Origin of the sequence: Paenibacillus pabuli NBRC 13638 (genome assembly GCF_001514495.1) — a bacterium.
GTDB lineage: Bacteria > Bacillota > Bacilli > Paenibacillales > Paenibacillaceae > Paenibacillus > Paenibacillus pabuli.
Genome location: NZ_BCNM01000007.1, coordinates 240,834 through 255,158 on the forward strand (window position 1 = coordinate 240,834; position 14,325 = coordinate 255,158).

General features: G+C 43.9%; 13 protein-coding genes. 7 read left to right on the plus strand and 6 right to left on the minus strand.

Annotated features, from left to right (window positions below; translation table 11 throughout):
* Window positions 1-218 precede the first annotated feature (218 nt).
* Window positions 219-1,157 carry a macrolide 2'-phosphotransferase gene (locus tag PPA03S_RS12150; RefSeq protein ID WP_062323134.1) on the minus strand — a complete coding sequence of 313 codons (939 nt, stop codon included), beginning with the start codon at window positions 1,155-1,157 and terminating at the stop codon, window positions 219-221.
* 436 nt (window positions 1,158-1,593) lie between these two features.
* Between PPA03S_RS12150 and PPA03S_RS12155 the strand changes: the two genes are divergently transcribed.
* The 4 genes from PPA03S_RS12155 to PPA03S_RS12170 all read left to right on the plus strand — a co-directional run bounded on the left by PPA03S_RS12155 (window position 1,594) and on the right by PPA03S_RS12170 (window position 6,524).
* A complete protein-coding gene (locus tag PPA03S_RS12155; protein WP_062323136.1) occupies window positions 1,594-1,950 on the plus strand; it encodes a hypothetical protein in 357 nt (118 codons plus the stop codon).
* A 331-nt stretch (window positions 1,951-2,281) separates the two neighbouring features.
* Window positions 2,282-3,727: a DEAD/DEAH box helicase gene (locus tag PPA03S_RS12160; RefSeq protein ID WP_062323138.1), complete on the plus strand. Its 1,446-nt coding sequence runs from the start codon at window positions 2,282-2,284 to the stop codon at window positions 3,725-3,727.
* A gap of 294 nt (window positions 3,728-4,021) precedes the next feature.
* Window positions 4,022-5,422 carry a family 43 glycosylhydrolase gene (locus PPA03S_RS12165; protein ID WP_245683585.1) on the plus strand — a complete coding sequence of 467 codons (1,401 nt, stop codon included), beginning with the start codon at window positions 4,022-4,024 and terminating at the stop codon, window positions 5,420-5,422.
* Between the two features lie 241 nt (window positions 5,423-5,663).
* Window positions 5,664-6,524: a GNAT family N-acetyltransferase gene (locus PPA03S_RS12170; RefSeq protein WP_062323142.1), complete on the plus strand. Its 861-nt coding sequence runs from the start codon at window positions 5,664-5,666 to the stop codon at window positions 6,522-6,524.
* Between the two features lie 122 nt (window positions 6,525-6,646).
* On the opposite strand, the gene PPA03S_RS12175 is transcribed toward PPA03S_RS12170, so the two are convergent.
* From PPA03S_RS12175 to PPA03S_RS12185, 3 genes are all read right to left on the minus strand, one after another.
* On the minus strand, window positions 6,647-7,192 hold the full coding sequence (locus PPA03S_RS12175) for a GNAT family N-acetyltransferase (protein ID WP_062323144.1): 546 nt from the start codon (window positions 7,190-7,192) through the stop codon (window positions 6,647-6,649).
* Between the two features lie 159 nt (window positions 7,193-7,351).
* Window positions 7,352-7,618, minus strand: coding sequence for a CD3324 family protein (locus PPA03S_RS12180; RefSeq protein ID WP_062323146.1), 267 nt, complete (start codon window positions 7,616-7,618; stop codon window positions 7,352-7,354).
* A gap of 271 nt (window positions 7,619-7,889) precedes the next feature.
* Window positions 7,890-8,789: a helix-turn-helix transcriptional regulator gene (locus tag PPA03S_RS12185; RefSeq protein WP_062323148.1), complete on the minus strand. Its 900-nt coding sequence runs from the start codon at window positions 8,787-8,789 to the stop codon at window positions 7,890-7,892.
* Between the two features lie 68 nt (window positions 8,790-8,857).
* Between PPA03S_RS12185 and PPA03S_RS12190 the strand changes: the two genes are divergently transcribed.
* Complete coding sequence (locus PPA03S_RS12190) at window positions 8,858-9,397, plus strand: dihydrofolate reductase family protein (protein ID WP_062323150.1); 540 nt, start codon at window positions 8,858-8,860, stop codon at window positions 9,395-9,397.
* 112 nt (window positions 9,398-9,509) lie between these two features.
* On the opposite strand, the gene PPA03S_RS12195 is transcribed toward PPA03S_RS12190, so the two are convergent.
* Both PPA03S_RS12195 and PPA03S_RS12200 read right to left on the minus strand, forming a co-directional pair.
* The gene (locus PPA03S_RS12195; protein ID WP_062323232.1) at window positions 9,510-10,634 is read right to left on the minus strand and encodes an SGNH/GDSL hydrolase family protein; all 1,125 of its coding nucleotides are present in this window, start codon (window positions 10,632-10,634) and stop codon (window positions 9,510-9,512) included.
* Window positions 10,635-10,651: 17 nt separating this feature from the next.
* Complete coding sequence (locus tag PPA03S_RS12200) at window positions 10,652-11,020, minus strand: DUF4180 domain-containing protein (protein WP_062323152.1); 369 nt, start codon at window positions 11,018-11,020, stop codon at window positions 10,652-10,654.
* 220 nt (window positions 11,021-11,240) lie between these two features.
* On the opposite strand from PPA03S_RS12200, the gene PPA03S_RS12205 reads away from it, so the two are divergent.
* The gene (locus PPA03S_RS12205; protein WP_062323154.1) at window positions 11,241-11,858 is read left to right on the plus strand and encodes an NUDIX hydrolase; all 618 of its coding nucleotides are present in this window, start codon (window positions 11,241-11,243) and stop codon (window positions 11,856-11,858) included.
* 246 nt (window positions 11,859-12,104) lie between these two features.
* Window positions 12,105-14,324 carry a DUF1430 domain-containing protein gene (locus PPA03S_RS12210; protein ID WP_062323156.1) on the plus strand — a complete coding sequence of 740 codons (2,220 nt, stop codon included), beginning with the start codon at window positions 12,105-12,107 and terminating at the stop codon, window positions 14,322-14,324.
* Window position 14,325 lies beyond the last annotated feature (1 nt).

Sequence of the window (14,325 nt, forward strand, 5' to 3'; positions counted from 1 at the left end):
AGAATAACATAGGCGTCCATTCACCGCGTCTACCTCCAGTTAGATACCAAAAGAGCCCATTCTATAACCGCAGTTATAGCGCAAGAGTTTTACTCCCCTCTAGGCTTTTGCTGCCAGGTCGTACATAACAATCCTTGGATCAAGCACAAACCAAAAGCGATCCCCCACAACAATGGAGGGATCGCTTTTTCAGTTTCTAACTTTGGCTTAGAATTTTATTAGCCCTGTTTCACATCCCAGTTCGCAAGCATGCCTCTCGCCATTTCCATATTAGACTCTTCTCCGGTGATCAAGGCAAACTTTGCAACGATCGCCGGGTATGCCGCCCACTGCTCCCGAATATGCTCCAGCATCCAAGGCCATGTCCTTCCCCCTGCCTTCTCATAGCGATTGAGCAAATCCCGCAAGCCTTCCTCTTCGAAGAGCGCATAATAGATGATAAAATCCTTCCCCGGGTCGGCAATCTCCGCCTCCGTCCAATCAATCAGTCCGGTAACCCGCTGGGCATCGTCGACGATAATATGCGGTGGATGCAGATCACCATGATTGAACGTTGAGTGCTCAGGCCAATATCTGTCCGTTGTTAGCCACGCTTCCCACCGCTTGGACAGTTGATCTGGCACCTCAAAGCTTTGTTTAATCTCCTCCATATTGGCTGCAAATTCCTGACGAGCTTCCATAGGCGTCTTGCTGCGCACTCCGCCATTTACCGCTTCATCAGGATCAATGTTATGCAATGCGACTAGTGAAGCAGCGAGCGAATCGAAAAAGGTATCGGATAAGCTTTCCTGCGGAAATCGCCATGCGTATCCTCCCCCAGCGGGATCAACGATCGCAACCGGTTCTCCGTCAAGTAAAGGATAGGCGATCAGTTCCGGCGTACAAATCCGCCACTCCGGTACCTCTACCGGCAGATGCGCTTTTACAACCTCCAGCACCTTGCGCTCATTTTCGGCCCTTTCCCATACATCCTCGCGCCTCGGCTGACGCAGTATCCACTGTTGTCCCTGTCCATCGGTGGCAAACGCTACACGAAAGTCCATACCGGACTCGTTGATTTTCATGGATTCCTCAACAATATGAAGCCCGTTCTGTTCAGCTAAAGATAATAGTTCTTTCTGAAATTCATCATGCTCATTCACGTTCGATTTGGTCATATCGGGCACTCCCCTTTTCCTCTATAAAATAAAAAAACACAGACATTCATGCCTGTGCCGTTCATCTCGGATATGGGGTATACCTGAATGCCCGCAAAGAAATAGTAGTACATCAAAGAACCACTCTAGCAGAGTGTTTCTCTCTTCCACCACTAACGGCATACGTGTAAATAGGCAAACCGATCCCGATGAGCTGCACACAGGCAGATACACAGCAAGCGCAAACAAACGTTTCGCCATACTATCTCAATCGGACAAAATTTGCCACACGTATCCCTCCGTTCTGTAAGTTACCCATATGTTAACATATTCCAATTCCTAGTTCCAGCTTCAATGGAGTGATTTTGTTCTTTTTTCGACGATGTACAGGAACTTTGATGGTCCAGAAACCGTCATATGTTTAGATCCATTACAAAAAGGATGAGGTGAGCAGCAGATGTCTATTGTACGAAGCATATGTCTAATACCGCTCATTTTGCTTCTGCTAACGCTAGGATGTTCTGAAGAAGCTGAAGAAAAGGGGGAGGGTAAGGCTCATGTTAGCGGGTTGATCACTGATTTTTATGAAGAAAAGGGACAAGTCCTCATCGATAATGAAGAGGGAAATGGTAATAAATCAGGCCCCATCTTGATCTCACTTCATACGGATGCGGAACTTATCATCAATGGTGAAACCGTCACTGCCCCTTTGGATGGAACATTGGTTGGACGCAGAGCTGAAGTGTGGACAGGTCCGTCGATCGCCAAATCTTCTCCCCCGCAGACCACAGCCTTGAAGATGGTTATTTATTAAAAAAGGTATTGCGTCCGAAACATTTCGTTTCACGTGGAACGATTGGATATACCTTCACCTGCTAGAAGTTATGGCATTCACATCCAAACAGACACATACCTTTGCCCGGAAAATGAAGTTTGGCAGCATTAATCTAAACGCTCAAAGTAATTACTCCGTTAGCGCACCGCTATATAGAGTATAATGAAGAGGTATATGATAAATGTACGGTGCAATGCTTATATGTAAGTACTATTGCATAATTCGATTCCAAACGCTCCCGTGTACAAGTCGCTTTAAGGAATTATGCAATATGCTCTTGTATTCAAAACTAACGTAAAAGAGGTTAACGATGAGTAAGCAACAATTTAAAGATTATGGACTTGGCGAAGAAATCGTAAAAGCGCTGGATAGCCTGGGCTATGAAACCCCAACGGAGGTTCAAACTAAAGTTATTCCAGTAGCCCTTGAAAATAAAGATCTTGTAGTCAAATCCCAAACAGGCAGCGGAAAAACAGCCGCCTACGGCATTCCAGTCTGTGAGCTGGTAGATTGGAACGAAAATAAACCCCAGGCTTTGATTCTCACGCCAACCCGTGAGCTGGCTTTGCAAGTCAACGAAGATATTACCAATATTGGGCGCTTTAAGCGGATTAAAGCAACCGCACTTTACGGTCAGTCCCCTTTTCATGTTCAAAAAGCCGAGTTAAAACAAAGAACGCATGTCGCTGTAGGCACACCTGGACGGGTACTGGACCATATCGAACGCGGCACCCTGCCGCTGGATCGGATCTCATACCTTGTCATTGACGAGGCCGATGAGATGCTGAATATGGGCTTCATCGAGACGGTTCAATCCATTATTCAGGCACTGCCTAGCGAGCGAGTGACGATGTTATTTTCCGCTACGTTCCCTGAAGATGTAGCCAAGCTGTCACGCAAATACATGAACAATCCGGTCGAGATTGAGATCAAGGCAAGCGGTCTTACTACAGCCACGATCGAACATGCAGTGATTCACGTGCCAGAGGTGAACAAAACGGCGCTGCTTCAGGACCTGTTTATTGTTGAAAACCCGGATAGCTGTATCGTGTTCTGTCGTACGCAGGAGAATGTGGATAAACTGTTCCGTGTCATGGCTGACCTCGATTATCCAGCGGATCGCATCCATGGAGGCATGGAACAAGATGAGCGTATCGAAGTGATGAATGCATTCAGAAGAGGACAATTCCGTTATCTGATTGCAACGGATGTAGCCGCCCGCGGGATTGATATCACGAATATTACCCATGTCATCAACTACGATATTCCTTTGGAAAAAGAAGGTTATGTGCACCGTACAGGTCGAACGGGTCGCGCCGGGAAAACAGGTAAAGCATTTACCTTGGTTACCCCGAAGGATGGCAGACGTCTGGCCGAGATCGAATCGTATATCGGATTTGCAATCCCTGTCATGAAAGCTCCTTCCGAGGAAGCTGTTGACCGTCGCCGGGAAGAGTTCGAGAAGCGATTAAAGATCGTGCCTGAACGCAAAAAGGACAAGCGTGAACAGTTGAACCAGCAGATCATGAAGCTAAACTTCAACGGAGGCAAGAAAAAGAAACTCCGTGCGGTCGACTTTGTGGGCACCATCGCCAAGATTGAAGGCGTCACTGCAGACGACATTGGGATCATTACCATTCTGGATAATGTAACCGATGTGGAAATTCTGAACGGCAAAGGTCCGCTCGTGCTTGAGGTGATGCAAAATACAACGATAAAACGCATGCAGCTTAAGGTTCGCAAAGGTCACAAATAGATTTTGAACCTGCTTAATTAGAGTGTTTAGAGTGTTATCCAAAAAAGGGTAGTGGCTTATTCGATAAGTCTGCTATCCTTTTTTTATATATTGAAATGAGGTGAATTACTCGCTACCGCCGCTATATTCCATATAAAGTTCCATTTGTTCATGAGGATGCACATTGTTCACTTGTGAAAGGTTCGCTTTTTATTACACTAAATATGTAAGCGCTTCACGACCGATATAAGGAGGATGTGTGTAATGGGCAGCAGGAAAGCAGTCTGGTTTCTGGTCTTCGCGCTCACGCTAACCATGTTTGGCCTTCATCCTGGACGAACCAGCGCGGCAAGCGTGACCATCACCAACGGTTCTGATTGGCTGGATACCGCAGGCAGCCCCATTCAGGCCAATAGCGGAAACATTCTGAAAGTGGGCAGTACGTATTACTGGTACGGCGAGCATGCGGTTAGCGGCAAGTTTGACAGCGTTAATGTCTACACTTCATCCGACCTGAAGAACTGGACGTTCAGCAATGCCATCCTGACCAAGGATTCGGCCACCGAGCTGGCTTCCAGCAAAATCGAACGTCCCAAAGTCATCTACAATGCTTCCACCAAGCAGTATGTGCTATGGGCGCATTACGAGAACGGCACAGATTACAATCTGGGACGGGTCGCGGTAGCAACGAGCAGCACACCAAACGGTAAATTTACGTATGAGGGAAGTTTTCGGCCTCTGGATTACGAGTCACGCGACATGACTGTTTTTGTTGATACAGACGGTACTGGCTATCTGATCACAGCATCCCGCAAGAATGGCGGCGCCAATGATACCATGGCTATTTTCAAAATGAACGCCAGCTATACCGGTGTGGAATCCTTTGTGGGTTGGCAATTCGAGAATGCCTATCGTGAAGCTCCTGCCGTTGTGAAAAAGGGGAATTGCTACTACCTCTTCACCTCCCAGGCTGCTGGCTGGTATCCAAACCAGGGTGCGTATGCAACCGCATCGTCCATGACAGGCACGTGGTCCGCTCTTACACCTTATGGCAATCCATCGGCCTTTGGCTCCCAGATCCATGATATTGCCACGATTACAGGCAGCAGCACCACATCCTATATGTATATGGGCGACCGCTGGAATCCACTCCATCTTGGTGAGCATAAGCATATCTGGCTGCCTTTAACCTTGAATGATTCCAACGGAACCGCCTCACTGGAATGGTACAACGAGTGGAATATCGACGCTGTAACAGGCACGGTAACGCCGCCTTCTCTTGTTAATCACGCCCAAGGCAAAACAGCTGCCGCCATCTCCACAGCCTCCGGCTCATCTGCATCCCATGTCAATGACGGCAACTATCAGACTTCTTGGACAGCATCGTCCAATACTTGGCCCGCCTGGTGGCAGGTCGATTTCGGCGCACCGAAAACCATCACGGAGATCGACATCTCCTGGTTTATGTATAAAGGCTCAGAGGGCTATTATAAATACAAAATTGAGAGCAGCAATGATGGCGTTAACTACTCCACGCTAGATCGAACCAGCAACACCACCTATGGGTTTACGACTGACGCTGTTCATTTTACCGCCCGTTATGTGCGTATTAATATGGTCAATGCTGTCCTGTGGAACAATCCAGGCAACTGGTATATCCCAACCCTACATGAGGTCAAAATGTTAGGCCCTGCAACTTCTGATGCGACAAACTAACAGCCGTTTCAGCTCAATTATGCGGATCGTTACGTCCGTCATTCCAATTTCACTGCACGGATCGATGCATTAGTTAAATGAACCAGGTACACAAAAACGTTGGGGTATGTTATAGTCGTCGTGCAATGATTTGGAGGGGATAATTATGATTATCACAATTACAATAGGACCCATTTTCTAAAGGATAGCGCCTACTGGTCCAATAACTGCGTGTTTCCTTAAACATGAAGGTGTGAATACCGTGTCAACATATGAAGTCATTTCCATGAAGTATAATTCCCGAGAACAGATTGCAGATATTACTCTGCTTGAACAACAGTGTAAACAACTGGATTCCATTTATTTGAAAGCAGACATTGACCATATCAGCAAAAAAGACGGAGACCATGCGCTTCTCTGTTACAGTGATGATAGTTTGGTCGGGCTCCTTAGCTGGTATCCCTCCGATGACGCAACTGGAAACATTAATGCCATCGTACATCCGCACAAACGTCGCCTAGGTGTGTTCAGTCGCTTACTGAAGCATGCTGTCGCGGACATGAGGACACAGGGGATTAACCAGCTTAGTTATCGCATTCCGCAAGGCTCACCCTCAGGCCTGAAAACCGCTCAATCGCTTGGAGCCGTCCATGATCGTTCAGAATACTCGATGCAGCTTGTGAACGGAAGCTTGACGGTTGTAGAACCGTCCGATTTGATTTTGTCAGTGGCGGAAGCCAAGGACTTTGAATTTATGGTCACCTGCTCGGCCCAGGCATTTGGAGATTCCGAGGAATGGACACGTAACTATTTCACACAAACCGATGAACCCAGCCGGGTCACGTATATTGCATGGAAGAATGAATTGCCTGTAGGGCTTGTCCGAATTAACGTTATAAATAAGACAACGGCCTTTATTCATAATTTTTGTATCCTGCCTGCTTATCAGGGCAAGAGGCTGGGGCGTACTGTTCTTGGCGCTTTAGTGAAACTTCTTATGAAACAACACTATACAGTTATTCGATTGTCTGTAGTTACGGATAACGACCGTGCCTTGAATTTATATCAAAGCGTTGGATTTGAGGTACATTCCGAGTATCAATATTTCAGTGGAAATTTATAACGGATATCCTGAAAGATCGTTTTCCTAATAAGGAAAGCGATCTTTTTTAGGGAGTATTCCTCTTGGCAAGAAGCCTTCCGGAATACTCGTCTGGCCCCTTCCATATCTCTTAATAGAGAACTTTAACGATTTGAAAATCTAAAGATCACCTTTTCACCATCATGGGTTTGGTCCAGCAGCTCCTTATAATTTCCTTGCGTATAACTCGATACAGTCTTTCGCCAAAAGTGTTGACCCACCCTATTCTTCTCCGAGGGATTCGTAAATATCTCCCATCTGCCCCGATACCTCTGAAATACCTCCTTTGCAGCATACTCTGCAATCCCCACACCTCTGAATGGCTGCATCAGAAAGAAATCATGTACAAAGAAATCCGTGTCAGCCGAACAATGAGGCGCAGTAGCCACAAATACAAAACCTGCTGGCACGTCATCTACTCTAATTAAAAATGCATAGAGACAGTTCGGTTTTTCCCACCATATGTTCTGGACATCATATTGATCTTGCAATGTTATATACTCATTACTCACTTCGAAAATCCCGTGTTGATTCGGGGTGTGTTCTGCATCCAGACCATAATGTCCGGATAAATCATGAAGGTAGAGAGGATACATATTTTTGATGATATAAGCCTCATTGTTATGCGTTAATTGTACGTTAATTTTCAATGTAACTCCCCCCATGGCTAATGTACTGTTTTGTTAGTAAACGTTCTGTAATCAAATTGTATGGGTCTTCTTTCACACAATATAGGCAACAAACCATTTAATCCAAATCCTACACAAAAAGCCACATTCGATTTCTCGAGTGCAGCTCTAACCGTTCAATCACCTTTTGGAATATACAATTTTCTTAATACTGTCGATGGACAAACAAAATTGTTCTGTAAGTTGGTCAATCGACATACCCGCAGCGAATAGCTGGCGGATCTCATCGTTCCTTTGCCGCAGCATCATCCTGCTGCCCGAACCCTCGCCCCATTTTTGATGCGTTTCCTTCGGTTTGGGAATATACACTAATCCACCAGGGATATGGCGCTGGATCTCCTTCAATAGTGTTTCCGGGAAGATGGTGTCTGCGTTAATATATTTCATATTGCCCCGCTCCTTAAAAGTAAAATGTTAAGGCAGCAGAGCCAAACGGTGAACGTATCTTCGACGCACTAGACTAGCATGGCGGAAATGGACTTCAGGCTCTATACAAACAACCGCCGTTGTTCATCGCATGGACTCTGCATAGAGCGGATCGTGAAACTTCTTATGAAATGAATCATGGTAGCCCCCCATTCAGTGAATCATATATAAGGTCTTTCATGGTACTACTCTTATATGTTCCATATGAGGACACAATATCCTTTTACAACATTCAATACTGGTTCAAACTCCGCTCCAGCATTTCTCTCACTTGTTGTTGCAGCTCCAGCGGCTCAATCACCTTCACTTCAGGCCCATAGGAGAGCAGCTTCCGCGCTGTAAAAGGGAATTCCTCATATGGAACTAGCCCTCGCCATTCATGACCTTCAACCGACTTAAACAGTACATCTGATCCTGCCAGTCTCGCCCCAAAATCCGTGAATTGCAGCACCACTTCTACGCTTTCTCTCTCTTCCTTGGAATTCAACCACTCATGCAAACTAGGAACCGACTCGTCGATGGAATCCAGCATAACCAGCTCCTGCATGCGATCCACTCGATACAACAGCACCCGACCCTTCCTCCGGCCCGGCATATACCAATAACCGTGATCGTAATAGATGCCGATAGGATTAGCCTGTACTTTTTTATGTCCCTGCCGGGAATGATATATAAATTGTATCTCTCTTTTATCTACTGCTGCGCCTAATATCTCTGTTGTTAATGCCTCGACCTGCACAGCATGATGTTGAAGGAACGTAATGTGCCGCCTCATGCGTGTAATCAGATCCTGTACATCCTGAGGCAAAGTTGAATAATATTCCTCGGCCAGATGCTCACGAATCGATCCATACGGAAAATCCGGGACGTTCTCCAAATATTCAATCATCATAAACAGACCCAACGCCTCATGCTGTGTGAGTTGAAGAGGTGGCAAAATCCGATTAGGAAGCACTCGGTAACCCCCGTTCACCCCAACCTCCGTATACAAAGGAAAGCCCAGCTCCTGCAGATCATTCAGATCTCGCTGGATCGTACGAATCGACACTTGAAAACGCTCCGCCAATTCACGAGCCGTAAATTTCTTTCTCGAATCCATGAGTCGCATCAATGCGAGTTTTCGATTATTCATGTTCACCCCACCTAATTACGTCAACATTTGTCATAGTTTGAGTGTATCATACATTTCAGAAGGGAGTGATGGATATGTCTAACAATAAAGTTGTGTTATATATTGCGATGAGTCTGGATGGGTACATTGCAAGATTGGATGGTTCGGTGGATTGGCTGTTCGATGTGGAAGGCGATGGTGGGGATAACGGGTATGGCGAGTTCTATTCAACGATTGGATCAGTCGTTATGGGACGTCTTACGTATGAAGAGGTGCTCAAGCTGTCAGAGGATTTCCCCTATGCAGATCGCCCGACGTATGTACTTTCCCGTTCCAAACAAGCCCCTGCACCACATGTACAATTTACAGATGAGGCTGTGGAGAACCTGATTCCCCGATTGAAGCAGGACTCCAGCGGTGACATTTGGATTGTTGGCGGAGGCCAGCTGGTGCAAGGCGTTCTGGAACAACAACTGCTCGATGAGATTGAGATTGCCATTATTCCGAAAATTCTTGGTGACGGGATCCCCCTATTTCCAACAGGGACGGTATCAACCCATTTCAAAATGATTCATACTCAGACGCTGGGACAGATCGTTTCGATCCGCTATCAGGTACAAGGGAAGTAAATCGTAGCGTAGTTAACACATCCCCTTTCGGGTGTCGAAGGCCTACAAATCTAAAGCCAGACCTCTCTTGAACAAGAAAGGTCTGGCTTGGCCTATTTTTAAACATAACGTATTAATTTAAAACTCCCTTTAGATATTCCGCTAACGCATCAGCTGTCCTTCTATGGGACAACTCACCCGGATGACTTCTGGCGCCTACCGTCTTCTCGGTTGTATCGGGAAGCTGAATAACCGAGACTTTTGTATCGCCAGCCTGTTTCGTATAAGCATCAACAGCACGATAGATCGCTGGCATCATCGGGAATCCAAGCATGCCGTACGCCCATACGAGATGCGCATTCGGATTGTTTTTACGAAGCTGGATCAGGAATTGGGTTACAGCTTTCTCGAAGGCAGCGAGATCCTCCTCATGGTACGTGCCATCTTCGTTCAGACGTTGCTTATACACCTCTCCGGTGACGGGGTCCTTCCACGCCGGGGTTTGAAAGGCTCCTCCATCATTGCTGCCCAGATTAACCACCACGATATCCGGCTGCCAAGAGTTGAAATCATGCTTGTCCCCTGCGCCGAGTGCTGCGTTCTTATCCCCCGTCGCCAATCCACAGACTTGCTCGTAATAATCAGGGATATTCGCATTCGGATTGTTATCCCAACTTGTCAGTACACCCCAGCCGCTCTGCGAGATGACCCGATATTCTGCATTCAGCGCTTCGGCTGTCATAAACGTATAGTTATGTATGGCACTGAACCACATCGAAATCCAATCCTCTTCTGCTTTCGCTCCAATCGCGCCTTCTCCGGATGTAATACTGTCGCCGATAAATTCAATCTTGTACGGTTTCTCTTCTACAGGCAAGAAGACACCATCCGATTTCACCGTATGAATCTGCAAGGAACAGCCCGGATCTCCATTCATGGCCTGTACATCTTTGACGATGCGTACATGTTTCACCACATTCTCGTTCATGCCTCGGAATACGCAGATCCAATATCTTCCCGCTACTAACATCTGTCTGCTCACCGGCACTCCGTTAATCAGAATGCTGATCCAAGGCTCATACAGATCATAATCGGACTCGATCTCCACCCACAACTCAGAGCCTTTTACATTAAGTTCAACCGCACTTCCGGTCCAAAACAAAGTTAAAGGCGACCGTTGTCCTGTCGTTCTGCCATGTACTTTGAGATTGCTGACATCAGATAACGCGTACGTCTGTAATTTCTCATTAACCCTCACGATGTTTTCCTCCTTCATTAACTAATATTGTGCAAAGCCTGAAGCGCTTCCTCTTTGTTTTTCAAAAAGAAAACATGCTTGCCATGGTTGCACTCATAGATGAAGTCTTTGAGACTTTTGCTGTGGTATCCTTCAAAATCTCCGACTATAGCGAGTTTCACCTGGTAATTCACGTATTTCTGCAAAATGTCACCCGCAAGTTTGGTCTTCAATTCGAAAAAATCTTCGGTGAGATTGGATTTATCGATTAGAATTTTATAGGCATCATCCGTGTAATTCACAGAGGCCATCAAATCCAATGCGTCTTGAACGTTGTTAATAACGATGTCGTTGCTTTCGATGATGGCAACCTTGGAACTGCCCTGTTGATCAATGATTATATTCATTTTATTTCTCCTTCCGCATAGCTTTTCTTTATACTATCTCGCAGTTCCATAGTGAAAGGCAACGACTTTTTGAGCGTGTGTATATATTCATTCGGATATCCCGATTGTGATGAATTTTCCCTTGATTGTAATTATTTACAACAATTCTTCTGCTATAATAGGGGTGTTTCCTATGAAGCTTAATTTCTCGTGGACTTCTCGAAGAAAGAGGGAGTTATTTATGGACATGAAGTGGTTAGAATGGGCCAAACAAATACAAGCTATCGCACAAACCGGTTTAACCTATGCCAAAGATGTTTACGATATTGAGCGTTATGAAGAATTGAGACGAATTAGTATCGATATCCTGGCCAATTACACTTCGGTTAACAAAGAAAAAATCGCACTCACATTTGCCAATGATTCCGGTTATGCAACGCCTAAAGTTGATATTCGTGGTGTTGTTTTCAGGGGAAATAAAATACTGTTGGTTCGCGAAAAAATAGATGGGGCATGGGCATTACCAGGGGGATGGGGCGACATCGGCCTCTCGCCGTCAGAAGTGGCCGTGAAAGAAATTAAAGAGGAATCCGGGTTCGATGTAGTACCCATTCGACTTTTGGCCATATTGGACAAAAAATTTCATGGACACCCCCCAGAACCCTATCATGTATATAAAATGTTCATTCAATGCAATATTGTTGGAGGAACCGCCGAAATTGGCGTAGAAACCAGCGCAGTTGAATTCTTCTCATTGGATGAATTGCCTGAGCTTTCGTTGGAAAGGAATACGGTGGAACAAGTTAAAACCATGTTTGAATTTCTTGACCAACCCGATAAAGAAGTAATTCTGGATTAGATTTTATAGAATTGGTCCGTTTGACAAGACCCGCAAACTAGCAATTCATCCCTCAAAATATCACCGCCACTTCGAGCTGTCACGAATATTAACTAGCACTCTAAACGGCGCATGCCCTGTCTTAGTTAAGTAATAAATATTGGTAGTTTTTGAATGATCTAGATTCCTCATTCCTCTTTATGTATATACGAGTATGGGGAATCTAGTTCAATTCTATCCATCATGTGCTTGAAGGGGATTTTAGGATTGAAAAAATTAGTGACTTTTTTTATATTACTCACATGTTTTATCTCATTTTATACGAGTTATAACGTTTATGATCAACAGGAAATAGAACGCGTTTATGGATTAGATCAACAATTAGGTTCTGAATTTTTCATTCCAGATAACCTGGTGTTATCCAATCCTGATGAAATCTATCCTATTTTATTAAATACATCTACCAAAATGCATGTCAATATTATGCGGCCAGCCATCAACAATAAGCCTGATCAACAGATTGAATTGGTCAAATACATATTACTGAATGGAGAAACTTCTTTTTATGATGCATTTAAACTGGGGTCAGGGAGAGTTCTTAATGACAAAGACACTCTAAGTACGACAATGTATATGTCAACTTCGACTCATGGGGACCAAAATCAAGTTGGAGTAATCGAGGAATTTGGTGGAAATGATACAATTACAATACGGACTCTTAAAAGCTCTTACAATTACTTGCCAGTAAGTGGATATTATTATCTGGAAGCAGACCAAACTGTTCTAAATACATTTTTGGAGAAATTTTCTCAAAATCTGAATAACCACTACAGTCAGCAAGGAATATCTGTTAATTTTTCACCTAATGACTTCACCAATACTACATCTCCAAAAGATTCATACAAGCCTTCGCCGAAGTCAGATGTTAAAACATTATCTTACATTCTAATGTTCATAAACGGTTTTTTTGTGCTCTATTATAGCTTTAAGGAGACGAAACGCGTCGCTGTATACAAACTAATAGGTTTTTCTACTATACGAATATGGACTGAAGTAATTGGTAAAAATATTACATTTATTTTTGCTCTCAGTGCAGGTTTTGCCCTATTTCTATTTCTCCTTGTCCCACATTCTAGCATCCTATTCTTTTATTTTCTAATCTATGAGCAAGTCAAGTTGTTCCTGATTATGGTCATTTCGACAATACCAGCGTTAATTTATATGAACTATATTAAAATAAGTGACGCTATTAAAAATAGAAACAAAACATTTTTAATTTTTTTAATAAATGTTCCACTCAAAATAGTTACCACGATCGTGGTTATGTCTTTATTCTCAGTATTGGTCAGTCAATATAATGCTGTTAAAAATGAAAAATATAACCTGCGAAATTGGAAGGAAAATAGTGGATTTGGTGTGTTTTATCCTGTGAACCAGGGATATGATGCAATAGATTTTCAGAATGGTGCTATTCGATTTATTCGTGCAACAGCAGGCCAACTTTATCCTGTATTAAATGAGTTGGGTTCCCTCCTTATTAATTCTCGTCAGTATGAGGAAACGGCACTTTTATTGGACAAAGATTATAGTGGATTCCGGTCTTTACAAGTCAATACTAATTACCTTAGGGAATTTCCTGTATACGATAATAGTGGAAAGCCCATCCTTATATCTGATCAGGAAACTAGTTGGATTATATTGGTTCCTGAACAGTTCAAAAATCAGGAAGATGAGATTGTCCATTTTTTTAAAGATGAGCGCGAACAAAGGTCAAAGTTCGAGAAAGAGCAACTCCAGCTGGAAATTCCAGCGCTGAAAGAACAACAAAACATTCAGATTATATGGTCTGCAAATCATCAGAATATCTTCAGCTTTAATCCGGATGTCAACCCAAAAAACAATAATACCATTTTAGATCCTATCATTCAGGTGGTTACTGAAAAAAACAGTTTATTAGGAGATCGGGACGCGATTCTTGGTGGAGGAAGTACTGATCCAATGAAAGTCAAATTACTCGATGGAGATACGGCGGGAACATATTCACTTTTAGAACCTACTTTGAAAGAGTATCAATTGGATGATAATCTCCATTACCTTATTACCGTTGATCAGTACATTGCGGAGAAATTATATCATTTGCAGAAACAATTTTATTCTACTTTAGTTTCTCTAATTATCAGTGTGATTATTTTTTGCCTTCTTATGATTCAGCATCTATCCATTTTATTCAATAAATTTCAGCAAAAATTTATTATGCGAGGACTGTTTGGCCTCTCTGATGCCAAAAAATATAAAGAATTCATTCTGTTTTTCAGCATTATATGGGGAAGTGCAAGTATTGGTATTTACGTATTGGGCCTTTTCGGTTCGCTTCTGACTATTGTTATTGTTATTGCTCTCATTATTTTGGAGCTATGCTTCTCCGTAGCTTGGCTAACTCGAATTTCACGCAAACACGCTATCAAGATGCTAAAAGGAGGGCACTAAT